Raw genomic sequence first — 23,501 nt, forward strand, 5'->3', positions numbered from 1 at the left:
GGGGAGGCGTGCGACAATAGTGGGCGTTGTGTTGTTCGCGCTAAGGAGTTGCCATGTTGTTGTGTCCCGTTTGCCATGAGCCGTTGGTGGACGACGAGCGCGGTGCTGCGTGCACGGGCGGACACCGGTTCGACCGAGCGCGCGAGGGCTATCTATATCTGCTGCGCTCGTCCAAGAGCGGTGACTCCATGGGCGATCCCAAGTCGCAGGCACGCAGCCGTCGCGACTTTCTGAACCGCGGTTATTATGCGCCGTTGCGCGATGCGATGGTCGAGCTGGTGCGCGAGCGGGTGTCTGGACGTGCCGCGTCTACGAACTGCCCCATGACGTTGCTCGATATTTGCTGTGGCGAGGGCTACTACACCAGCGCCATGGGTGCGGTGCCGGGCGTGGATGCTTACGGCTTTGACCTGGGCAAAGAGATGGTGCGCCTTGCCGCCAAGCGCGGCGATGCGACCTACTTCGTGGCCAACATGAAGGACATCCCCGTGGCCGATGGCACCTTCGATATGGTGACCGAGCTCTTTGCTCCCTTTAACGAGCGCGAATTTGCCCGCGTGCTGGCGCCAGAGGGCTCGCTCTACACCGTGGTGCCGGGCGCCCGTCATCTCTTTGGGCTTAAGGAGGTGCTCTACGACACGCCGTACCTTAACGATGAGAAGCTGCCGAAGACCACCGAGCTCGAGTTAGTCGGAATGCAGCGGGTGTCTGCGAATATTACGCTTCAGACCCAGGCCGACATCGAGGCAGTGTTCCAGATGACGCCGTACTACTACCGTACGCGCCCTTCCGACAAAGAACGCCTGGCAAATTTGGACACCCTTCAAACCGACATCGACTTCATCATCGCCGAGTACCGCCACTAACCTACCAAAAAGGGACAGATTTATTTTGGCAGGTTTTATCTGGGCAAACGTAAAGGGCCGACCGCGGAGATGCGCGATCGGCCCTTTTTAGTTGCTTGGCTGAAACAGAGGTTATGAGAAGCGGGCGCTTACAGGCGGTCCTTGTTCTCGGCCTTAACGGCGTGTGCCTGCTGAACAAAGAACAGGTCGTACACCACGACGACAAAGGCGCCAAAGTTGATGGCGTCGCCGCCAAACGCGGGAAGCGTAAGCACCGCTTGGGCAAGCGTGGCGACCGCGGCAACAATACCGAGCTTAAACGCGCCGTCCACCTGCGAAGGCTTGTTGGCGCCCTTGATACCGGCGACGCCTGCGGCAAGGTCGACGAGACCCTTGGCGATAAGCACGACCGCTGCGAGCGTGGCGTACGAACCGTACGTGGAATCGAGACCGCCCGTGGCGATACCGACGCCGGCGGTGACGAGGCTGGCGATGCCCAAAACAAAGTAGATGAGAGCAAGGATTTTGAGAGTCTTGCGAGTGAAGCTCATGGCTGGTCCTTTCGATACGAGTACGCCAACTTGGCGCACCCAATGTACTGCACATATGGTGAAGCACATTGTAGTTCAACGCGGCGATGCATGCGTTTGAAAGCGTCTCTTGCCTGTACGGTCCAACCTTTCAAAAAGGAAAGCTGGACGTAAGCCAAATCGATGGCAGCCCATGTGCGGCGCTGCGATGATGAGGTCGTAACAAGGAGCTGGTCTCAAGGAGGAGCCATGATGTACGGAGCAGGGCAAGTGCGTGAGCCGCGGTCGTTGGGAAGGCGCATGAGTGATTCCGTGATCGCTGCCGTGTGCACGGGATTGATGGCGGTGCTTTGCATTGGGATGCTGTGGGCCATGTCACATGTGGGACAATAGCGGACGGTTGGGTGTCGTCATGAACGGCGCCCACGTATTCGTTTTGCTTGCTAAGGAGTACCCATGGGCGTCGTCGATCCCTTTTCTGTTGCTCGGGCCGCGGGGCTTGAGCTGACCGGGAAGCCCGAGGGCCTCACGCTCACCGACGGCACGATGGAGCTGCGTGCCGATTTTGGCCGCATGCTGCCGCGACTCAAGCAGGGCCGTCTGCAGCAAGAGCTGTTGGTGAAGGCTGCGCGTGCAAAAGGCATCGAGCGGCCGTGGGCAATTGACGCCACGGCAGGCTTTGGCGAGGATTCGCTGCTGCTCGCGGCCGCGGGCTTTGCGGTCGATTTGTATGAGCAGGATTGCGTGATTGCGGCGCTCCTCAAGGATGCCTTGGACCGCGCGGCAGATGATCCGGCGCTTGCGACAGCCGTGGCGCGCATGCGCTTACATGCGGGCGAGGACAGTATTACCGGCCTTCGCCATACGGCTGAGCTGATCGGGCGGGGCGAGCTTGCCGCCCCCGACGTGGTGTATCTGGACCCCATGTTTCCCGGGCGCACCAAGAGCGCGGCGGTGAAAAAGAAGTTCCAACTCTTGCATCATCTGGAACAACCGTGTGCCGATGAGGAGACGCTGGTCGAAGCTGCGCTTGCGGTGCGGCCGCGCAAGGTCGTTATCAAGCGGCCGGTGAAGGGGCCGCTGCTTGCCGGCATTAAGCCGAGCTATCAGCTCGCGGGCAAGGCCGTTCGCTACGATGTTTTGGTGCCGCCGCGCCCGTAGCTTGCGTGCGATGGCCGGCGCTTCGCCAGCGCCGTGCCGATGCGGAGCCTATTTCCAAGGGTGCGACGTCAGATGCCATCCGCCGCAGTATTCGCATTTGTAGCAGGCAAGGCCGCGCCGTCCGCGGTTTTCGCAGTCGGCCATAACTGCCTCGGCCTCGGCGCGCGTGTCGTAACGGTTTTTGCGCTCGCACGACTTGTAGCGCCAGGCTTCATCGCGCTCGGCGTCTAATGCGTCGCGGCGCTCGTCTTCGCGTGCAAACAGGTCGCTCATATCGCCGCCCGTGGCAGCGCCCAAAAACTCGCTTTTGGCTTTTGACCAGGCGGCTCGCTTTTTGCTCCCCATCTGCTTCGCGCCCCTCTCCAAACGTTGGTATCATTGCTCAATCAAAGTGATACCAATAAACGTGAGGTCGCCGCGTGATGATCAGAAAAACCCTCGATACCGACATTCCCGCCGTCATGGCTATCTATGACGCGGCCCGCGCCTTTATGCGCGCGCATGGCAACGCCACGCAGTGGCCCGAGGGCACGCCTTCTGCCGAGCAGCTGGCTGCCGATATCGCCGCCGGTGGCAGCTATGTGTGCGAAGTCGATGGTCACGTGGTGGCGACGTTTGCCTTTTTACCGGGCCCGGACGAGTGCTATGACGTAATTGAGGACGGTCAATGGCGTAGCGACACTCCGTACGCCGTGCTGCACCGTGTGGCATCCGACGGCACCGTGCACGGTATCGCGGCCGCGATGTTTGCCTTTGCCAAGGAGCGTGCCGATCACCTGCGCATCGACACACATCAGGACAACCTGCCCATGCAGGGAGCCATTGCCAAGGCCGGGTTTAAGCGCGCCGGTATCGTATATGTGTCGGACGGTACGCCGCGTGTTGCGTTTGACTGGCTGCGCGAGGCGTAAGAGCGACGCCTCATATCAATAATTCATGCGAACGAAACTGGCCCAGGTGGGGTCATTTTCGTTCGCTGTGCTGATTTGCAAGCCGGCTTTCGCAAGGCGCGAACCTACGAAAATCGCCGCGCGGCAACGCGGGGCGATGAGCTCGGTCGGGGGATAGGGCCCGCTTCGCCCGCCGGCCCGTAAATTGTATCATCCAGTGTGGAACGAGGGTGCCCGTTGCCGCGTGCGATGGGCTTGCAATAAGAGGAGAGCCATGTCGAAGCAAGCGGTCGCTGGAATCTTGGCGCATGTCGATGCCGGCAAGACCACGCTGGCCGAGGCCATGCTGTTTAACGCGGGCCGCATTCGCAAGCGCGGCCGCGTTGACGATGGCGACTCGCATCTGGATACGAACGAGATTGAGCGTGAGCGCGGTATCACGATCTTCTCGTCGCAGGCTGTGCTCGACCATGGTGACACCCACGTTATGCTCGTGGACGCTCCCGGCCATGTCGATTTTTCTGCCGAGGCGGAGCGCACGCTGCGTGCCCTGGACTACGCGATTCTGGTGGTAGGCGCCAACGATGGCGTACAGGGGCACACCGAAACCCTGTGGCGCCTGCTTGCGCGCTATGACATCCCGACGTTCATCTTTATCAACAAGATCGATTTGGAGAATCCCGGCCGCGATGTTTTGCTGGCACAACTTGGGCAACGTCTTTCTGAGGGGTGCCTGGATGCCAACGAACTGCTGGCGGGTGGCGCCGTTCAGGAGGACGCTGCTGCGTTGGACGAAGCGGCGCTCGAGGAGTTTCTTGAGGCGGGTGAGCTTTCCTCCGCGACGCTGTCGCGCATGGTTGCTGAGCGCAAGCTCTTTCCCTGCTTTGCCGGCTCGGCGCTCAAGGACCAAGGTGTGGACGAGCTGTTGGATGGTATATGCGCGCTGATGCGCGAACAGGCGTGGCTCCCGGAGTTTGCCGCCCGCGTCTATCGCGTCAGCCGCGGGGACCGCGGCGAGCGCTTGGCTTGGGTTAAAGTGACCGGCGGCACGCTGCATGCCAAACAGGTGATTAACGGACGTTCCGGTGCCGAGGCATGGGAGCAGAAGGTCGATCAGGTACGCATCTATAACGGCGAGAAGTATGAGCTTGCCCAAGAAGTTGCTGCTGGCGGCATTTGTGCCGTGACGGGCCTTGCGCACGTTCGCCCAGGGGACGCTCTGGGCGCGGAACCCGCGTGCGATGCGCCCGTCATTGCGCCGGTCCTCACCTATACGGTGCTTCCGGGCGAACACGATGTCCACGCGGTGTTCAAAGCGCTGACTGAGTTGGCGGACGAAGATCCCATGCTCGGCGTAGGCTGGAACACCCATCTTGAACAAATACATCTGCAGCTTATGGGGGCGGTGCAGCTCGAGGTCGTGCAGCGGGTGTTGGCCGATCGCTTTGGCCTTTCGGTTGCGTTTGAGTCTGGCGGCATTCTCTATAAGGAGACTATTTCGCAGCCGGTCGAGGGCGTGGGCCACTTTGAGCCACTGCGCCACTATGCCGAGGTGCATCTGCGTCTGGAGCCGTTGCCGGCGGGTTCGGGCGTGCAGTTTGGCACCGTGACCTCGACCGATGAGCTCGATCTTAACTGGCAGCGTCTGGCACTCACCAACGCCATGGAGCGCGATCACCTGGGCGTGCTGACCGGCTCGCCCATCACCGATGTGCGCATTACGCTCACGGGCGGCCGTGCGCATGCCAAACACACCGAGGGCGGCGATTTTCGCCAGGCCACGTACCGCGCGATTCGCCAGGGGCTCATGCAGGCGCGTGAGGCTGGCGCGGCGGTGCTGTTGGAGCCGTGGTACCACTTTGAGCTCGAGGTGCCGGGGGAGTGCGTGGGCCGGGCGCTCTCGGATGCCACGCGCATGGGTGCCGAGTACGAGCCACCGACGATGACGGGGGACCGGGCGAAGCTTGTGGGTCGCGTGCCGGCATCCGAGGTGCAGGACTATGCCCTGGAGGTAGCTGCCTACACGAGCGGTCGCGGGCATCTGTACCTGGAGTTCGCCGGCTATGCGGCTTGCCATGATGCCGAGCGCGTAATCGAGACGGCCGCCTATGAGCCCGAGGCCGATCTGCCCAACACGCCCGACTCGGTCTTTTGCTCTCACGGCGCTGGTTACACGGTCAAATGGTACGACGTACCCGCCGCGGCGCACGTAAAGATCGATCCCGCCACCTTCCGCCCCTGGCGAGCAGCAGACGCCGAGTTTTTCGGCCACATGTGACAGAGGGGCAGCCCCTTTGTCAGATTCAGTTGGTATAACTCGGTATAAGTTGGTATAACTGTTACCAGGATTTACCGATCCGAGGAGGCCGACATGAATCCAAATCCCTTTAAGCCAACGGCAGGCAAGCGGCCTCCGATGCTCATCGGTCGAGAGTCGGTCATCGAAGATTTTGAGGAAGGACTCGACAACGGCGCCGGAGCGCCGGGTAGGCTCATGCTCATTACGGGAAACCGCGGCTGCGGCAAAACGGTTCTCCTGCGGGAGCTGCAACGTCTAGCCAGCGAGCGCGGATGGGCGGTTATCTCCGATTCCGCTTCGCTTGGCTTATGCGACCGCTTAGCCGACGCGCTTCGCTCGAATAAGCCCGTTGTGACGTCAATGGAGTTCGGTCCGTCGTTTGGCCGGATGTCGGTCGAGGCGGCGCGAGCAAAGGGCGAAACGTTGCGAGGGCTGGTCAACGAGCGCCTCAAGAAGCTCGGTCCAGGCAAGGGCATACTGTTTGCGATTGACGAGGCACAATCGGCGTCTATCGAGGAACTGGCGGCCCTTGCCGTTCTCTATCAGCAGTTGCTCGGAGACCAGGATGCCACGGGCTTGCCCGATAGCGACCAGCGCGGTCTTGCGCTGGTGTTCGCTGGCTTGCCCAGTATGGTTGACGATCTGCTCGAAGAGCCGAGCGTGACGTTTTTGCGGCGTGCCCAGCAGCGTACGCTGGAGGCGATATCTTTGCCCAAGGTACGCGATTCGTATATCCAGACGGTCAAAGACGCTGGTCTTTACGTTGACGCGGAGACAGCGGACCTTGCGGCGCACAAGAGCATGGGGCATCCCTATATGGTTCAGCTGGTGGGATATTACATGTGGCGGTCTGCTGTCCGGCGTAGCTCGCAGGTCATCGAAAGGCGCGATGTCGAGGATGGCCATGCGGATGCCGTCTCCGAGTTCTACGAAGCGGTTGACGCGCCTCTGTATTACGGGCTGCGCAGTCCACAGCGCCTCTTTATCGAGGCCATGGCGGTTGAAGAGGGCAAACCGACGCGCATGGCGGATATCATTGAGCGCTGCGAGCGTACCCAGAGCTGGGCGAGTAAATATCGCGCAAGCCTGATTCGCGAGCGCGTCATCGAAGCTGCCGGATACGGCCTCGTCCGGTTTACCGTGCCCATGCTGGGCGCGTACATTCGCGATCGAGTTATATGGCATGAGTAGGGTGATAAAGGTGACGGAACAGAAGATGAGCCCGCAGGCTATCGAGGTACGTGGCGCACGTGTCCATAACCTTAAGGACATCGATATCGATATTCCGCTGGGAAAGCTCGTGGGTATTGCCGGCGTGTCAGGTTCGGGCAAGAGCTCTCTGGCGCTGGGGGTTCTTTATGCCGAGGGCTCGCGTCGTTACCTGGAGGCGCTCAGCACCTATACTCGACGTCGCCTGACGCAGGCCGAGCACGCTCAGGTGGACGAGGTACTGCACGTGCCGGCGGCGCTCGCGCTGCACCAGCGTCCGAGCGTGCCGGGCGTGCGCTCGACCTTTGGCACCATGACCGAGCTCAACAATAGCCTGCGTTTGCTCTTCAGCCGCTGTGCCCATCACGTGTGCCCGCATTGCGGGGCGCGTGTGGAGCCGAGCCTTAACGTGGCTGCGGGCCTGTCGCTCACGTGTCCGACATGCGGCCGCGAGTTCTACGCGCCGAGTGCCGAGGATTTGGCTTTCAATAGCGGTGGTGCATGCCCCACCTGCGGTGGCACCGGCGTCATGCGCGAGGTGGACGAGGCGAGCCTGGTGCCCGACGAGTCAAAGACTATCAACGAAGGTGCGGTCCTTCCCTGGGGCACGCTCATGTGGGATCTGATGAAGCAGGTGGCCGGCGAGATGGGCGTACGCACCGACGTGCCGTTTAACCAGCTCACGCCTCAGGAGCGCGACATCGTGTTCCATGGTCCGGCGGTCAAAAAGCACATTCTCTACGTTCCCAAAAACGGCGAGGGCGCCACGCCGCTCGACTTCACCTATTACAACGCCGTCTATACCGTGGAGAATGCGCTTGCCAAGGTTAAGGACGACAAGGGGCTCAAGCGCGTTGCGCGCTTTCTGCGCGAGGGGCCATGCCGTGACTGTGGCGGCACGCGCCTCTCCGAGGCCGCACGCCAGCCCCAGGTACGCGGTATCAATCTGGCACAGGCGGCGGCCATGACATTGGGCGAGGCGATTGAGTGGGTGCACGGGGTGCCCGCATCCTTGCCGGCCGAGATGCAGCCCATGGCAGTGGATATCTGCGATTCATTTTTGAGCACGGCTCGTCGCTTGGTCGACCTGGGGCTTGACTATCTCTCGCTCGACCGCGCCGGCGCCACGCTCTCCACGGGTGAGCGCCAGCGCGTCCAGCTCGCCCGCGTGGTGCGCAATCGCTCGACGGGCGTGCTCTATGTACTGGACGAGCCCTCGATTGGCTTGCATCCTGCCAATGTCGACGGCCTGGTGGGCGTGATGCGCGATCTGGTGGATGACGGCAACACCGTGGTTGTTGTCGACCACGATACGCGCGTACTGGCGGAAGCCGACTATCTTGTCGAGATGGGCCCCGTTGCCGGAGCAGGCGGCGGCAATGTGATCGCCGCTGGTACGGTAGACGAGGTCGAGCAATCGCAGAGCAGTCGCATCGCGCCGTTTTTGCGCGCCGAGCCCAAGCGCTTGCGTCCGCAGGTGACTGACGACGAAATGTTCGACCAGGGCCATATCCGCATGGCGACCGATGCCATCCATACCGTCAAGCCGCTCGAAGTCGATATCCCGCGCGGTCGCTTGGTTGCGGTTACGGGTGTTTCGGGTTCGGGCAAGACGACGTTGGTGCTCGAGACGCTCATCCCGGCACTCAAGGCGCAGGCAGCTGGCGAGCGCCTGCCGGGGCACGTGCGTTGGGTCGATGCCGAGGGTATTGCCCGCGCAAACCTGATTGACGCTACGCCCATCGGCGCCAACGTGCGCTCGACGGTAGCGACTTATGCCGACATCCATGATGAGCTGCGCCGCGCTTTCGCCCGTACGCCCGAGGCCAAGGCAGCCGGCTACAAGGCGGGCGCCTTTAGCTACAACACCGGCGCCTTGCGCTGCCCTACGTGTGACGGCACGGGCTCGATATCGCTCGACGTGCAGTTTTTGCCCGACGTCGAGATCGTCTGTCCCGCATGTCGCGGCTCTCGCTACGCGGAATCCGCCTCGCATATCCATCGCGAGGGCAAGGACGGGAGCCTGCTTACGTTGCCGCAGCTTATGGATATGAGTGTGGATGAGGCGCTCGACGCCACACTGGGACTCAAGAAGGTTCAGACGCGCTTGCAGACCTTGCACGACCTGGGCCTGGGTTATCTCACGCTTGGCGAGCCCACACCGGCGCTTTCGGGCGGTGAAGCGCAGCGCCTTAAGCTTGCGAGCGAGATGGGCCGCGTGCAGGATGATGCCGTATTCGTATTTGACGAGCCCACGATTGGCCTGCATCCGCTCGATGTTCAGGTGTTGCTGAATGTGTTCGACGGCCTTGTTGCCAAAGGCGCCACGGTTATCGTGATCGAACACGATCTCGACCTTATCCGTAACGCCGATTACGTGATCGACATGGGCCCGGGCGGTGGCGACGCCGGCGGGCAAATCGTCTGCGCCGGTACGCCAGGCGACATCGCGGCCTGCTCCAAGAGCTTTACCGGCCGCTATCTATAGGCGATGCGACAAAGGGGCACCCCTTTGTCGCATTGACTTCTATTTCACGCATTGAGCTGCGAGATAGTCGCGGAAGAATGGCAATTCAAATGCGACGAGCCCTCGTCCTCGCTCCCCGATGATGCCGGCGTCTATCATGCGGCGTCGGTAGCGGGAGACCTGCTGCGGCGAACGCTTAAGGCGCTCGACAAGGTCAGCGGTGGTGGACTCTTCCTCGTCATCGAGCATGGCGATGAGGAATCGCTTGTCCTCTGCCGTGAGTTCCCGATAGGTTGCCGCGAGGATTCGGTCGTCCATCTCGTCGCGCGCGATTTTGATTCCCAGGTCAAAGTCGCGTGACGAGATCTCCTTCGAATCGCTTGTGAGGTCCCAGGCACGGTAGCCTACGAGTTGCAATAGGAAGGGAAAACCAGAGATCGAGCGAACGGCTCGATCGATTCCCTCAGCATCTGCCAGGCGATCGTTTTCCTGGATTGTGCGAATCAAGGCCTCGCGCACGTCATAGTCGGCAATGCGGCCCAGATGATATTGTTGGGCGCGGCGAAGGAACGAGACCGTCTTGTGGTTCAGTAGCGTCGATACGTTGTTGGGAAGTCCCGCCATGAGCAGGGCGACGCGTTTCCCATCGGTCACAAAGTGCTGATACGTCGCTGCGAGCTGAATCATCTCGTTGAGTGTCGGGTCCACCTCGTCAACCGTGACGAGCAGACCGGTGCCCGCCTCGTTGAGCTGGTCGATGATGTCGCTCATGCGATAACGCCAGGTTGAGGCATCGTGAACGCGATTGACCTCGATGCTGCCGAGCGGTGCAATTCCGAGACCGGTGACTTCGAAGTGGTTGGACGGGTCGATAAGATGGCCGGCAGCACGTTTCGCCCCGAGCTCGATTTCCTCAAGCATTCCCGGGAGCGCGGTCGTCTTTACGGCAATCCAGCCGTGGGATTCCGCCCTTGTCGCGAGCGACGACATGAGAGCGGTTTTACCGGTTCCACGCGCGCCTGAGAAGATCGATGTTAATTCTGGGCGCCTGCGCTGGCTCAAGAAGGCACGGTCCAAATCCCGAATAATCTGTTGTCTGCCAGCGAGATGGGCAGGAACCTCACCAAAACTGGGGGTAAATGGGTTCTCGAGATATTTCACAAGGCTCTCCTTTCACACCGCCGTTTAACTTCATTTTACTTTAGTTAATTCTGATTAAAAGTGATGGCTCTTTATCTAGAGCATCAATTAGGCGTGTGTGCCGTCGGCGTGGCGCTTGAATGTGACAAAGGGTCAGTCCCTTTGTCACATTCCCGGAAAGCCTGTTTGGCGTAGGGCTTCGTAGAGGACGATGGCGGCGCTGTTGGAGAGGTTGAGTGCGCTGATGCGGTAGTCGTCCGGGTTGACGAAGTTGCCGCAGATATCCTGCTGAAGGATGGTCTCGTGGCTGTCCTCGGTATGTCCGAGCGATTCCTCGTGAGCTTCCCAGGCCTCGGCGTTATCGAGTGAGTCACAATCGCGCAGCATCGGGATGCGCTCGCAGCGCTCGGGCGCCGCGGCAAGCAGTGGCTCGGGAATGCCCGAGCTCTCGCTGCCAAAGACCAAATAGTCACCGTCGCGGTAGGTGCTTTGCGCATAGGTGCGGCGTGCCTTTTTGGTCAGCAGATGCAGATGGCCATCGGCGGGGGAGAGGCCGTTGCGCGCAAGGAAATCCTCCCAGCCGGCATAGGTCGTCACGTCCAAATTTTGCCAGTAGCCCAGACCGGCGCGACGTACCGTCTTGTCATCGAGGGAAAACCCCAGCGGCTCCACCAGATGCAGATGGGCACCGGTGACCACGCAGGTACGGCCGATATTGCCCGTATTGGCCGGAATCTCGGGCGCATACAGCACGATATTGAACATGAATCTCCTTGGCTCAGAACGAAAAACCACCACGAAGGGCACCTTCGTGGTGGTTTGGCGGTTACGTAGGCGGAAAAATGCCCGCTTGGATAAACCTAGGCGCGGTGCCAGTCGGTCAGGCAGGCATCGAGGGAGGCGATGAGCGCATCCTTGTCCATGTGACGGCCGATGATGCACAGGCTTGTCATGCGGTCGCCCGTCTCGTCGTCCCAAATCTGCATGATCTCGGGGTTCTCGTCGATAATCTTCTGCTTCTCGCCCTCGGGCGCAGAGTCAACGAACAGACCGTTCTCCATCAGGCGCATCTGGTGGCCGGCCTGCTCGAACATGTAGCACATGTCCGGATCGCCGGTCTGCCACAGCGGACCCTTGACGCGGATGACCTCGTCGGGCCACTCCTGCTCAACAAAATCGGTGAACTTCTGCAGGTCAAACGGCTTGCGGCGCGAGTACACAAAGGTCTCGATGTCGTACTCGAGCACCTCAGGGTCGTCGTGCTCCTCGGGATGCTCCATGGCCTCGATCCAGGCGGCGGAGTTGTAGGCGCGCATAAAGTCGAAGCGGTCGGTATCGAGCAGCTCCTCCATGGGGACCTCGCCGTTTTGGGCCTCGACGATCACGGCGTCCTTCTGCAGGCTGCGCACGATGGCCTTGAGCTCGGCGATCTGCTCGGGCGTTACGGTATCGGTCTTGTTAAGGATCAGCGTGGAGCAGAACTCGATTTGCTGGATGAGCAGGCTTTCGATGTCGTCCTCGTCGATATCCTCAGCCAGCAGGTCGCGACCGCCGTTGAACTCGTCGTACATGCGGGCGCAGTCGACCACGGCCACGATGTTGTCGAGCGCGAGCTTGGGCTCGCCGCCCACCTTGGCCTCGTCGCAGAAGCTCGAGATGGTGTAGGCGATGGGGATAGGCTCGCAAATACCCGATGCCTCGATGATGATGTAGTCGAACTTGCCCGAATCGGCAATGCCCTGCAGCTGGTTGGCCAGGTCGTCCGAAAGCGTGCAGCAGATGCAGCCGTTGGTGAGCGGGATGAGGTCGTCGGTCTCGGAAAGGCCGCCGTCGGCGATAAGGCTGGCGTCGACATTGATCTCGCCGATATCGTTGACGATCACGGCGGCGCGGATGCCGCCGTCGTTAGCGAGGATGTGGTTGAGCAGCGTGGTCTTGCCGGCACCGAGGTATCCGGTAAGCATGATGATCTTCACGGGTTTGTTGGGCATGTGCCCTCCTTTGTTAGACATGGCTTACAGTTGAATCTTATGCCAAACGCCTGCTCTTATACCCACGCGCCGGCAAATAACACAGGCTACTCCCAGGCTCCCCATACATCGGGGCAATAACCGACGGTGGCCTTTTTGCCGTTGCGCACGATGGGCTCGGCTAGAACCTGCTGGTTTTCGAGCAGTTTGTCGAAGCGCTGGCTAGGGGTGAGGTGCTGGATGAGCGCGAGCGTCTCCTCGTCCTTGGCCTTGGGGTTGAGCAGCTTGTCGATGCCGCCGACCGCCTGCATCACGCTCGTGAGCTCGCCCTTGCTCATCTCCTTTTCCCTAAGGTCAATAAACTGCACCTTAATGCGGCGCTCCTTAAAATAGCGCTGGGCCTTCTTGGTATCGAAAGACTTTTTGGTTCCAAAAATCTGGATATTCATGCTCCGCCGCTCTATCGAATGAAGTTGGTCGTTGCTCGATCTGCCTCGGGTGCGTTGATACCGGCGGCCTGTCCTGCCTCGATACAGCGCAGGAGCCAGGCCATGTTTTTGCCGATGTTTCGCATGGTGGCAAGGCCCTCGGCATCCCCATCGGCGTCGCCGGGCACGCGGCCAAACACGTTGTTCCAGTAGGTGGAGGCAACCACAGGCATTTGCTTAATGGTGAAGTACTTGTTGAGCACATCGAACGTGGTCGACGTGCCGCCGCGACGGGCGACGGCGACCGCGGCGCCGGGCTTGTGCTCAAAGGCATGCCCGCCTGCATAGAAGGCGCGATCGAGGGCTGAGAGGATGCGTCCGCTGGGATGCGCATAGTAGACGGGGGAGCCAAAGACAAAGCCATCTGCCTGCTCGGCGGCAGCGATGAGCTCGTTCACCACGTCGTCGTCAAAGGTGCAGCGACCGCCAAGCTTGCCGCACTGGCCGCAACCGATGCAGTCGCGAATGGGCTTGGCGCCCAGCTGGAACACCTCGGTATCGATGCCCTCGGCGTTGAGTTGCTCGGAGACCTCGGCGAGTGCGCGGGCGGTATTGCCGTTTGCCTTGGGACTGCCATTGACCAAAAGAACCTTCATCACAAACTCCCTCTGCTGTTGGTGACTTCTGCAGAGGATTATCGCACGATGGGGGAGGCGGTGCGGGCGCGGTGCTAATCCAGTTTGGTACCTGGCACCTGCACGGCTTTACCGAGCAACGCTTTGAGCTCGTTCAAAATGGAAACGGGCTGTCGATTGACAGCGTCCAGATGAAGCGTCGCCACACGAATGGGCGGCTGATATTCAAGCGAGCCGATGAGCACGGGAGAACCCAGGAATCGTTCGATTTCGTTTGCGAGCTCGTCGATTGCCTCGGGGCCGAGCTCATCGAAAAGCGCCACGAACATTGGTCCCGTCGAGCGGAACAAGCGACCCTTGCCGCGCGAACAGTCCATGAGGCAGGCGGCGCTTTCGGCGAGCACGCGGTCGCCTGCATCGAATCCAAAGCGGGCATTGACTTCGGCGATATCGTCGACCTTAATGGCAATAAAGCCTGCCTCGCGCGCCACGCGGCGCATCTCTCCAATGGCGTTGACCAGGGCGTGAATATCGCCCAAGCCGGTCACGGAATCGGTCGTATCTGCCAAGCTTCGGTTGATGATAATGCCCACATACATGCCGGGCTCGGTATCGGTGCCGTCCAAGCGGTAGCCCGTGCAGTCGCAAAGCACGTATTTTCCGGTGGCATCCATTACGCGATACTGCATGTAGTGGAAGTGCCATGTGCCGTTTATCACCATGTCGAGCTCGGCACGTACGTTGTCGCGGTCCTCGGGATGAACGCGGGCGAGCCACATGTCGAGTGAGTTAAAAGGGTGCTGGGAGGGCAGGTCAAAATCGCGCACGGCGTTAACCGACCATTGCGATTCTCCCGTATCGAGATTGAGGATAAACGGATAGCGCGTCTCGGAGCTCATGGAGATCGCTTGGAACACCCGGTCGTTGCAGGGAAGCTGATCGACGATTGGGCGTTGCGGCGCGTCATCGTCTTTCGGTTGCTGCACACGATGCATAAGCTTATAGCGATACATCTTGCGATCGGCATCCATCGTCATCTGGCGACGCGTGTCGCCAGCAAGTGGATCGACGCGCGAGCAGCCAAAGCTAAAGCTGCCGATCATGGGCGCCTTGCCACCTGAGCTCGCCTCGATCAGCCTGGTACGTACCTGCTCCAAGCGCTGCTCGAGTTCAATCTCGTTTGCGGAGGGCGAGATGAGCACAAACTCGTCTCCACCGATACGGAACAGCATCTCATCGTGCTCCATGGTTTCGGAGAGCGTGCGGCAGATGCTCAGAATATAGCGATTGCCTTCGGCGTGGCCAAACCTATCGTTGCAATGCTTGAGATGGTCGATGTCAATATAGGCGCAGGTGAAGGGGTCGCCTTTGCGCCAGAGTTGCTCGACGTGACGGTCGAATCCGTTGCGGTTGCCCAAGTTGGTGAGCGGATCGATATAGGCGTTGCGCTCAAGCAGCTGGCGCTCTTGTTGCAGGATGGCATGCGTCTTTTGCAGTTGCTCACCAACGGCGCGTAGCTCAGCAGGCAGCGCGGCAACATCGAGTTCGGCGGTCGAGACGCCGTTCGCAAGTCGCTGAAGATAGGCAATAATCGATTGCTCGCCCAGGCGATATGACTCGTTCATGATGGATAACCTCCTTGGGCGGAACAACGGTTTGTATCATATCCCCAATTCGGTTTGAATTGGGGATATAAGTTAGCTAATGGAGACAAATGCCCCCTTCGACGGTGGCGTTTTGCGCGCGAGCGTATCAGTTGTTATTGCCACCATCGAGCAATGCCTCAAAATCCTTCGCAGGCATGGGGCGGTAGTAGAGGAAGCCCTGAGCGTAGCGGGCGCCCATTTGTCGTAGCATGTTTGCCTGCTCATTTGTCTCGACGCCTTCGACCACGACGGGCAGATGGAGCGACTGCGCCATTTCGAGCATCGATGAAATGATTTGCGTGCTGCGGCCTTGATCGCGGTCGGTGGGCACAAAGGTGCGGTCGAGCTTGATGACGTCGACGTTGACGTTCTTGAGCATCGCGAGCGTGGACTGACCGGTGCCAAAATCGTCCATATAGGTCGAGAAGCCGCGGGTGTGCAGATCTGCGGTCAGCTTATCCACGGCCTCGGATTCTCCCGTATAAGCCGTCTCGGTGATCTCGATACGCATGAGCTCGGGCGGTAGGTTGTATTGGGCGGCGAGCGCCCCCATATGTTCGGCAACGTCGCAGGCAAGGATATCCACGCGCGACACATTAAGCGAGACCGGAACCACGCGAAGACGGCGATCGAGACGCTCGCGAAGCCATATGGCGACACCCTGCCAAATGTACTTGTCGAGCGTCACTACAAAGCCGCTTTCCTCGAGTGCGGGGATAAACGTTGTGGGCGAAATGAGAGAGCCGTCCTTGTCAATCCAGCGGGTGAGTGCTTCGGCGCCAATAATCTCGCCGGTTTCCATATCGACCTGGGGCTGAAGATAGTACGTGATGCGACCATTTGACAGCGCGTACTGGAATTCGGTCAGCGTGCGGTGGAACGCGACTTCGCGCTCGTACTCCGCGGGGCGGAAAATAGCAATGCGCTCCTTAAAGTCGTTTTTTGCGCGTCGATTGGTAAACATGGCCTTTGCCTGCGCATCGATGGTGATTTCCTCATTGGAGTCGATGGGGTAAACGCCCATGGACGGCCAAAAACCTACGCCGTCATCATGTCTGGCTACGGCCTCGCGAACGCGGTTGTAGATTTGATGGACGGTGATGTGCTTAAAGGGGATGAGTACACAAAAGTCATCTTGGCCCCAGTACCCTGCGACGCCCATATCGGCATTCTCGATGTCCTTGAGGACCGTGCCCACATCGGCGAGTACGCGGTCGCCCTCGGCCTGGCCGTGCCATTCATTAAACAGGCGCATGTGGCCCATGTCGACTGTGGCGATGCACCAGGTGCCGTTGCGCCTTGCCTCGAGAAATGCGTTGGCGCGCCGCATAAACTCGCTGGGTCGATAGAGGCCCGTGAGCGAGTCGATACGTTCAGCTATGGCGCTTTTGCGCTCCGCCTCGGGTATGGGGAGGCTGTCGTTGGGAACAAGCCCGCCGGCCGTGCGAAGGCGACGGTCGAGTTCGCCTAAAACGGCGGTCGCTTGATGGGTTAAGTGCTCGTAAAAGGCCGGGACGACAAGGCAGACGGGAGTAATGGTGTCGCCTGCGATTCGAACAGGAGCGAAAACGGCTTCTTTAAGGTGGCGGGTCAGTTGCTCGAATGCCTCGTGGTCTAGTTCGTTGCTGAGCACGACGAACTGGACGCTTCGTGAACGGTAGACCCGGCTCCTGCCGCGGGTGATCGACAGCATGCGGCCTGCGTATTCGGCAAGCATGTTGTCGACAGCCTCGGCCCCGTAGAGCTCGTTGAGTTTTGTCGTGCCACGAACGCGCACCGCTATAAGCCCTGTCTCGCAACGATCGCGGCGGCAGGCGTCGATGGCGTTGACCAGCATGCGCTGCGTTCCGAGGCCTGTGGCAGCGTCGACGGTTTCGGCAAGTGAGTGGTTGACGAGCTCGCCGACATAGAGCGAGGGGACATTTCCGTCGCCGTCGATACGAAACCCGCGAGCACGGCAAAGGACGTAGTCGCCGACGGCGTTGCGCACACGATACTGCATGACGCGACGGTGCTTGGTGCCGTTGTAGACTTGGTCGATGTCGTTGATGCAGGCCTCAAGGTCGTCGGGATGGACGCGCGTTTTCCAGTAATCGCGACAGTTGTCTATGTGCTCCGAGGGAAGGCCAAGATCGCGCAAGGCACCTTGTGACCAAAGGGTGCGATGTTTGTCCAAGTTCTCGATAAAGAAATAACGGCCCTCGTTGAGCATCGAAAAGGCGTCAAAAATACGATCGCTTATTTCGAAGTCGTCGGCGTGGACTTGCGTGATATTGCGTCGATCGAGGTGCATGGCATGACGTAGCTTGTAGTCGTACATGCGATGGTCGGCATCGAGCGTCATGCGATTGGAAGCTTCGCCCAGGGCGGGGTCGGCATGTGACACTCCGTAGCTAAACGAGTGGGGCATCTCGGAATCGTTGTTTTTGAGCAGAACCGTTCGGCAGTGTTTCAGACGTTCGGCGAGGTCGTCCTCGGTTGCAATCGTAGATAGGATGGCAAACTCGTCGCCGCCTATGCGAAACGCCGCTTCGCCCACCTTCATATACAGCTTAAGATAGAGACTTACCTGCAAGATATAGCGGTTGCCCTCGTCATGCCCAAAGACGTCGTTGCAGTGCTTGAGATTGTCGATATCGATGAACGCCATGGTAACGGGGGCGTCCTGCTCCCAGAGCTCCTCGAGGGAACGGGCAAAGCCGCCACGGTTGCCAAGCCCGGTAAGCTGGTCGGTAAAGGCAGTCCTGATCAGATCCTCCTGCCGTTCGAGAAGGTCGCGGACGGTCTTTTCGAGCGTTTCGGTGTAATTGCTGACAGTTTCCATGTTCTAAGCGACTTTCTGAGGTCGGGGCGGATTGCGTCGGGCGAGCTCGTTGTGTACACGCGTCGTTGCTCAGCGCTTTGCATGTATCCAGGCCCCCGCCTTGCCGCGTTGTTGAGTTAATTTGTCGGCTAATGTTCGCTGTTGATAACAGCTGAGTAGTGTAAACAATAGTGCACAATTATATATGGGTGCACATGCTGTGGGCGGCTATTATTCGACAAGCGGTAGCGCGACGATGCGATGTTCGATAAAAATGCGACTGGGACGATATATGTTGACGGGTATACTTGTCCCGTTTTAAAACGCAGGAACGGAGATGGTCGCATGGCACAGTCAAATATGACGCGCACGGTGGGGCTGGCGCTCGAGGGAGGCGGCTACCGCGGTATGTATACGGCGGGCGTGCTCGACGTTTGGATGGAGCACGGTTTGACCTGCGACCATATGGTGGGCGTCTCGGCGGGCGCGGCGTTTGGCTACAACTTTAAATCGCGCCAGATCGGCCGCGCCATTCGCTATAACAAGGCCTATTGCGCCGACAAGCGCTATGCGAGCGTGACCAGCTGGCTGCGAACCGGCGATATGTACAATGCCGACTTTGCTTATCACGAGGTGCCTATCGAGCGCGATCCTATCGACTTAGAGGCGTATCGCACCTGTCCCATGCGATTTACGTGCGTGTGTACCGATATCGAGACGGGCAAGGCCGTCTATCACGATCTGCCGTATGGCGACGAGCGCGATATCGAGTGGATTCGGGCGTCGTCGGCAATTCCCGTGGCGACGCGTCCCGTTGCTATTGACGGGCATAAGTATCTGGATGGTGGCGTGGCTGATTCTATTCCCAGCGCGTGGCTGTTTGCGCAGGGGTATGACCGCAATATCGTGGTACTCACGCAGCCGGCGGGCTTTGTGAAGCAGCCCAACAGCGTGATGCCCATGCTGCGGCGCGTGTTCCGTCACTATCCGGAGTTTGTCGCAGCGCTTGAGCATCGGCATGAGGTCTACAATGCCACGCTCGATGACCTGGCACGTCGCGAGGCTGCCGGCGAGATCTTTGTGGTGCGTCCGAGCGAATCGGTGAAGGTGCCGTCGCTGTGTCGCGAGCCCGATGAACTTGAGCGCATCTACCAGATTGGTCGCCGCGATGCGGAGGCGACCTTGCCGGCACTGGAGGCATATCTGGCAGGGTAGAGGCTGCTGCCGCCATCTCGGCGGAAAGCACATCCCGGAATGGAGGCTCAAACTGGGATGCGCTTTCCATTGCTGAAGATATGAGGCTGCGAATCAGCTGCTCGGCCTAGACTTACGCCTGCTGCCAGGTGTCGACGAGCTCCTTGGCCGCGGCGTAGGGGTCATCGGCGCTGCAGACGGCGCTCACCACGAAAAAGCCGTCGACGCCGGTGGCCTTGAGCTGTGGCAGGTCGGCCGTCTTGACGCCGCCGCCCACCACGATGGGCACGGGGCTTGCCGCGTGGAGGGCGGCCAGGTCCTCAAAGCTCTTGGTGATGATAGAGCCGTCGGCCGCGCGTCCGCAGTCGCGCTTGGTCTCGGTCTCGTGGAGTGGGCCGATGCCCAGGTAGTCGACTAGGCTCATGTCGGCGGTCTTGACGTACTCGAGCATCTCCTCGCAACGGGCGGAAAGGCCCACGATGGCGTTGGGCCCCAGCAGCTTGCGACAGACCTCGACGGGAATGTCGCTCTGACCCACGTGCACGCCGTCGACAGCAATGCCCTGCTCGCGCGCGGCGAGTACGCAGTCCAGGCGGTCGTCAATCAGCAAAGCGACCTGACCGGTCTTGCCGGCCTGTGCGATTGCCTGCGCGGCGTCGCCGGTCAGCGCAATGATCTCGCGGGCGCTTGCCACCTTGGAGCGCACCTGGATGCAGGTAAAGCCGGCGTCGAGTGCCTGGGCCACCACATCGCCCACGGGGCGCCCGAGCGTGTTTTCGGGGCCGAGCACCAGATAGGCCGAGATATCAAGGTTGTCGCGGATACTCATCGTGTTTCCTCCTGCTTTTTGATCTGAGCTTCCATGCGCTCGAGCTTGCCGGTCATGGTGTCGGTAAATCCGGGTCGAATATCGGCTTTGAGCACGACTTCGGTGCGGATGCCCTTGCTCGCCAACACAAAGGTTGCGTCGCGCACGACCTGCATGACCTCGTCCCAGTCGCCCTCGATCTCGGTGAACATCGAGGTGGTGCGGTTGGGAAGGCCGCTCTCGCGAATGACGCGCACGACCTCGGCGACCTCGGCGGACAGCTCATCGCCGGTGCCGCACGGGGCGATGGCCACGGCGACGAGCGTATTCATGCCGGCATCGGTTGCGGGCTCGGACATGGCCTATGCCTCCTCGAGGTCGAGCTGGTTGTTGGCGATGTCCTGGGCGGTTGCGCGGTAGAGCTCGTCGATAAAGGCGACCTTAAAGCTTGCCGGGGCGTCGGCGACAGCGGCGGCACGCGAGCCGGCAACGTTGTAGACGGCGGTGCCGCAGACGGCGGCCGTAAACGGGTCGGCAGCGCAGGCGTACACAGCCAGCACGCCGCCTTGCGAGCAGCCGCAACCGGTGATCTTGGACATGAGCGGGCTGCCGCCGTGGGACTTGGCCACGGTCATGCCGTCGGTGATCAGGTCGACTTCGCCCGAGACCACAACGGCGCCGCCGGTGTAGCGGGCGAGCGCCACGGCGGCATCGCGGGCGGCGTCGACCGTGTCGGTGGTATCGACACCGCGCACGCGGCTCAGATCGGCCGCCTCGCCCTCAAGACCCCACAGGCCGGCGAGCGCGATGATCTCGGAGGCGTTGCCGCGCACGATGGCGGGCTTGTACTGCTTAAGCTCGTTTACCAACTGGGTGCGCAGACTGCCGATGCCCAGACCCACCGGATCGAGCACCCAGGGCTTGCCGGCGTCGTGTGCCGCCTTGGCCGCGCGGGGAATCGTCTGCTCGTAGATGGGGAAGAGCGTGCCCATATTGAGATAGATGGCGCCGCCGCCGGCAACGAGCGCCTCGCCCTCGTCGGGAAGATAGACCATGGCGGCCGATCCACCCACAGCGAGCTGCGCGTTGGCGACAAAGTCGATCGTCACCGTGTTGGTGATGGAGCCGGCCATCGGATTGGTGGTGCGAATCTCCTCCACGGCCTTGACCATATGTTGCTTAAGCTGTTCCGAATCAATCACTGCACATGCCTCCTTGGCATAGAAAAGGGGCGCTGTGCATAGACAGCGCCCCTGTAAAGGCGGCATGCTCCCTACGCCAGCATTAACTGACAGGTTCAAAGGATTGGGCCCCATGCCCTCTCAGCCTTGTGGTTTGCACCGCCGGCACTCCCGCATCGAATCTGTTGTTCCCTATACTAGCGCACCTGCCAAAAAGGGACAGGTTTATTTTGGCAGGTAACAACTGGGACTTTGCGTTTTCCCAGATGAAACCTGCCGAAATAAACCTGTCCCTTTTTGGCAGGTCGGTACAATAGATGGGATTAAGAATGACCGAGGGGACTCTATGATCAAACTTGTGCTGACCGATATGGACGATACACTGATTCCAGCCGGGCATGACGGCGCCAGCGACTACGCCATTGAGGGTATTCATGCCATGCAGGCGGCGGGTTTGCACTTTGGGCCGGTTTCGGGTCGTCAGCCGTCCGCGATGGGCTGGATGTTCAAAAACCGTTCCGGGTGTTATTCGACCGGTGCGTTCTGTAACGGCCAGGTGATGTTTGTTGACGGCGAAGTAGTCGCCTCGCGCGCAATCGACAACGATGCTCTGATGCGTTTGGCCGACTATCTGGAGCAAGAGACCGACGATACATTTCTAAAAGTCTACAGCCTGGGCGATGACTTTTGGGGCAACGATGCCCATTGTGTGACGAGTGACCCCGAGCGCGTTCGTCGCGCCATGGAGTCGGGCGGCAACGCGTGGCTCAAAGGCGAAGAGGCCCCATGTCGTCCCGTCGTCGATGACGCGTCGGTGTTTAAGGCGAATATCTGGAGTGCCCGTTCGCGTGAGGAGCTCGCGGAGCTACGTGAGCGCGTTGCCGCTGAGGTGCCGGAACTCTCGCTTGTGTTTCCCAACAACCGAGTGCGCCTGTTCGACATCCTTCCGGCTGGTTGGGACAAGGGCTGCGCTGCGCTGGAGCTGGCGCGCGCTTTGGGCCTGACGCCCGACGAGGTGGCCGTATTCGGCGATTCTGATAACGATTTGCCCATGATCGATGCCGTTCCTAACTCCGTTGCAGTCGCCAATGCCAACGAGGCCGTCACGGCTGCCGCACGCTGGCATATTGGCGCTGCGGCAGATGATGCGGTTGCCGGGGCTCTGCATCAGATTGCCGCCTGCGCCGCGACGGGGGAGATGCCGTCGTTTATGCGTCAAATGGACGCGGCAGGTTTTGGCGTCACGAACGTCTAGGGAGAAGGCTATGAAGCTCCAGCAGCTCAGATATGTTGTTAAGGTTGCCGAATGCGGTAGCATCACCGAGGCCTCGCGCCGGCTCTTTGTGTCGCAGCCCTCGATTACCGCGTCGATTCGCGATCTCGAAAACGAGATGGGTGTGCATATCTTTGAGCGCACCAACAAGGGCGTCATTGTGTCCGAGGAAGGCGAGACCTTCTTGGGCTACGCGCGCCAGGTGCTCGACCAGGCCGACCTGCTCGAGGGCAAGTACAAAGGCACGTCCGAGCAGGTGCCGCACTTTAGTGTGAGCTGCCAGCATTATTCCTTTGCCGTTAATGCGTTTGTCGATGTGATCCGCGAGTTCGATGCCGCGCGCTACGACTTTACCCTGCGCGAGGAGCAGACCCACGAAATTATCGAGGATGTCGCGCATATGAAAAGCGAACTCGGCATCCTGTATCTGTCGGAGCACAATCGCGAGGTCATCGAGCGCATGCTTGCCGCCAACGAGCTCGTGTTCGAAGGGCTCTTCTGCGCCACGCCGCATGTCTTCGTCTGCGCCGACCATCCGCTGGCGGGCCGCTCCAGCGTGACGCTCGAGGATCTGGAAGACTACCCGTTCCTGTCCTACGAGCAGGGCAGCTACAACTCGTTTTACTATTCCGAGGAGCTGACCTCGACGTTCGAGCGTCGCAAAAATATCCGCGTGCGCGACCGTGCGACGTTGTTCAATTTGGCCATGGGCCTCAACGGCTACACGGTATGCTCGGGCGTGATCAGCCACGAGCTCAACGGCCCCGGCATTATCTCGATTCCGCTCGACGTGGACGAGTACATGGAGATTGGCATCATCACGCGCAAGAACACGACGCTCACGCGCTACGGTCGGGCCTATATCGACGCGATTCGTCAGCATATCTAGGCTGCTGTGCTCCGCACGGTTCAAGTCTCTTTATGACAGTCCAGACTGATATAGGAAGCATCTATATCAAACTGTTATAAACGTATATTTTACGATGACCATATGAGCGCTCATACTCTGTCCCAGTAAAGCA

The 23,501-nt window shown here is 60.2% G+C and carries 21 protein-coding genes and 1 riboswitch; of the genes, 9 read left to right on the plus strand and 12 right to left on the minus strand.

Translation table 11 applies throughout. The features are described 5' to 3' along the window. The first annotated feature begins 53 nt into the window (after positions 1 to 53). Positions 54 to 866: a putative RNA methyltransferase gene (locus AAAX31_RS00725; RefSeq protein WP_349075853.1), complete on the plus strand. Its 813-nt coding sequence runs from the start codon at positions 54 to 56 to the stop codon at positions 864 to 866. Between the two features lie 128 nt (positions 867 to 994). Here the strand turns inward: AAAX31_RS00725 and AAAX31_RS00730 are convergent, their stop codons facing one another. Next, complete coding sequence (locus AAAX31_RS00730; RefSeq protein WP_217107645.1) at positions 995 to 1,396, minus strand: hypothetical protein; 402 nt, start codon at positions 1,394 to 1,396, stop codon at positions 995 to 997. 435 nt (positions 1,397 to 1,831) lie between these two features. Between AAAX31_RS00730 and AAAX31_RS00735 the strand changes: the two genes are divergently transcribed. Beyond that, entirely contained in the window at positions 1,832 to 2,536 is a 705-nt protein-coding gene (locus AAAX31_RS00735; protein ID WP_349075854.1) for a class I SAM-dependent methyltransferase, read from the plus strand. A gap of 48 nt (positions 2,537 to 2,584) precedes the next feature. On the opposite strand, the gene AAAX31_RS00740 is transcribed toward AAAX31_RS00735, so the two are convergent. Then, positions 2,585 to 2,881, minus strand: coding sequence for a hypothetical protein (locus AAAX31_RS00740; protein ID WP_055310006.1), 297 nt, complete (start codon positions 2,879 to 2,881; stop codon positions 2,585 to 2,587). Between the two features lie 77 nt (positions 2,882 to 2,958). Here AAAX31_RS00740 and AAAX31_RS00745 point away from each other — a divergent pair, with 77 nt between their 5' ends. The 4 genes from AAAX31_RS00745 to AAAX31_RS00760 all read left to right on the plus strand — a co-directional run bounded on the left by AAAX31_RS00745 (position 2,959) and on the right by AAAX31_RS00760 (position 9,422). Then, entirely contained in the window at positions 2,959 to 3,447 is a 489-nt protein-coding gene (locus tag AAAX31_RS00745) for a GNAT family N-acetyltransferase (RefSeq protein ID WP_349075898.1), read from the plus strand. 253 nt (positions 3,448 to 3,700) lie between these two features. Next, on the plus strand, positions 3,701 to 5,704 hold the full coding sequence (locus AAAX31_RS00750) for a TetM/TetW/TetO/TetS family tetracycline resistance ribosomal protection protein (RefSeq protein WP_117769849.1): 2,004 nt from the start codon (positions 3,701 to 3,703) through the stop codon (positions 5,702 to 5,704). 93 nt (positions 5,705 to 5,797) lie between these two features. Then, the gene (locus AAAX31_RS00755; protein ID WP_117769848.1) at positions 5,798 to 6,916 is read left to right on the plus strand and encodes an ATP-binding protein; all 1,119 of its coding nucleotides are present in this window, start codon (positions 5,798 to 5,800) and stop codon (positions 6,914 to 6,916) included. A 10-nt stretch (positions 6,917 to 6,926) separates the two neighbouring features. Beyond that, complete coding sequence (locus AAAX31_RS00760; protein ID WP_349075856.1) at positions 6,927 to 9,422, plus strand: excinuclease ABC subunit UvrA; 2,496 nt, start codon at positions 6,927 to 6,929, stop codon at positions 9,420 to 9,422. A 39-nt stretch (positions 9,423 to 9,461) separates the two neighbouring features. Here AAAX31_RS00760 and AAAX31_RS00765 read toward each other — a convergent pair whose 3' ends face one another. The 7 genes from AAAX31_RS00765 to AAAX31_RS00795 form a co-directional block, all read right to left on the minus strand. Next, on the minus strand, positions 9,462 to 10,391 hold the full coding sequence (locus tag AAAX31_RS00765) for an ATP-binding protein (RefSeq protein ID WP_199411353.1): 930 nt from the start codon (positions 10,389 to 10,391) through the stop codon (positions 9,462 to 9,464). 315 nt (positions 10,392 to 10,706) lie between these two features. Then, positions 10,707 to 11,306, minus strand: a complete 600-nt coding sequence (locus AAAX31_RS00770; protein ID WP_117769845.1) for a tRNA (cytidine(34)-2'-O)-methyltransferase — start codon at positions 11,304 to 11,306, stop codon at positions 10,707 to 10,709. Positions 11,307 to 11,401: 95 nt separating this feature from the next. After that, positions 11,402 to 12,532, minus strand: coding sequence for a GTP-binding protein (locus AAAX31_RS00775; RefSeq protein WP_117635529.1), 1,131 nt, complete (start codon positions 12,530 to 12,532; stop codon positions 11,402 to 11,404). A gap of 86 nt (positions 12,533 to 12,618) precedes the next feature. Next, positions 12,619 to 12,960 carry an ArsC/Spx/MgsR family protein gene (locus AAAX31_RS00780; protein WP_117769844.1) on the minus strand — a complete coding sequence of 114 codons (342 nt, stop codon included), beginning with the start codon at positions 12,958 to 12,960 and terminating at the stop codon, positions 12,619 to 12,621. 11 nt (positions 12,961 to 12,971) lie between these two features. Then, entirely contained in the window at positions 12,972 to 13,595 is a 624-nt protein-coding gene (locus tag AAAX31_RS00785) for a flavodoxin family protein (protein WP_117769843.1), read from the minus strand. A gap of 74 nt (positions 13,596 to 13,669) precedes the next feature. After that, a complete protein-coding gene (locus AAAX31_RS00790) occupies positions 13,670 to 15,199 on the minus strand; it encodes a diguanylate cyclase (RefSeq protein WP_117769842.1) in 1,530 nt (509 codons plus the stop codon). 127 nt (positions 15,200 to 15,326) lie between these two features. Then, on the minus strand, positions 15,327 to 18,044 hold the full coding sequence (locus AAAX31_RS00795; RefSeq protein ID WP_117848240.1) for an EAL domain-containing protein: 2,718 nt from the start codon (positions 18,042 to 18,044) through the stop codon (positions 15,327 to 15,329). A gap of 324 nt (positions 18,045 to 18,368) precedes the next feature. On the opposite strand from AAAX31_RS00795, the gene AAAX31_RS00800 reads away from it, so the two are divergent. Then, a complete protein-coding gene (locus AAAX31_RS00800) occupies positions 18,369 to 19,238 on the plus strand; it encodes a patatin family protein (protein WP_199411352.1) in 870 nt (289 codons plus the stop codon). 112 nt (positions 19,239 to 19,350) lie between these two features. On the opposite strand, the gene AAAX31_RS00805 is transcribed toward AAAX31_RS00800, so the two are convergent. From AAAX31_RS00805 to thiM, 3 genes are read right to left on the minus strand one after another with little or no spacing between them, the layout of a single operon-like run. After that, on the minus strand, positions 19,351 to 20,046 hold the full coding sequence (locus AAAX31_RS00805) for a thiamine phosphate synthase (RefSeq protein ID WP_117769839.1): 696 nt from the start codon (positions 20,044 to 20,046) through the stop codon (positions 19,351 to 19,353). Continuing rightward, positions 20,043 to 20,384: a thiamine-binding protein gene (locus AAAX31_RS00810; protein ID WP_233504607.1), complete on the minus strand. Its 342-nt coding sequence runs from the start codon at positions 20,382 to 20,384 to the stop codon at positions 20,043 to 20,045. Before AAAX31_RS00810 ends, AAAX31_RS00805 begins: the two co-directional genes overlap by 4 nt. A gap of 3 nt (positions 20,385 to 20,387) precedes the next feature. After that, positions 20,388 to 21,227: a hydroxyethylthiazole kinase gene (thiM, locus tag AAAX31_RS00815; protein WP_117769838.1), complete on the minus strand. Its 840-nt coding sequence runs from the start codon at positions 21,225 to 21,227 to the stop codon at positions 20,388 to 20,390. A gap of 51 nt (positions 21,228 to 21,278) precedes the next feature. After that, positions 21,279 to 21,389: riboswitch (TPP riboswitch) on the minus strand. 163 nt (positions 21,390 to 21,552) lie between these two features. Here thiM and AAAX31_RS00820 point away from each other — a divergent pair. Together AAAX31_RS00820 and AAAX31_RS00825 are read left to right on the plus strand one after the other, a co-directional pair. Beyond that, positions 21,553 to 22,461, plus strand: a complete 909-nt coding sequence (locus tag AAAX31_RS00820; protein WP_117769837.1) for an HAD family hydrolase — start codon at positions 21,553 to 21,555, stop codon at positions 22,459 to 22,461. Between the two features lie 10 nt (positions 22,462 to 22,471). Further along, complete coding sequence (locus tag AAAX31_RS00825) at positions 22,472 to 23,368, plus strand: LysR family transcriptional regulator (RefSeq protein WP_117769836.1); 897 nt, start codon at positions 22,472 to 22,474, stop codon at positions 23,366 to 23,368. Positions 23,369 to 23,501: the final 133 nt, after the last annotated feature.

This window comes from Collinsella sp. CLA-ER-H5, from assembly GCF_040092375.1.
Taxonomy (GTDB): Bacteria; Actinomycetota; Coriobacteriia; order Coriobacteriales; family Coriobacteriaceae; genus Collinsella.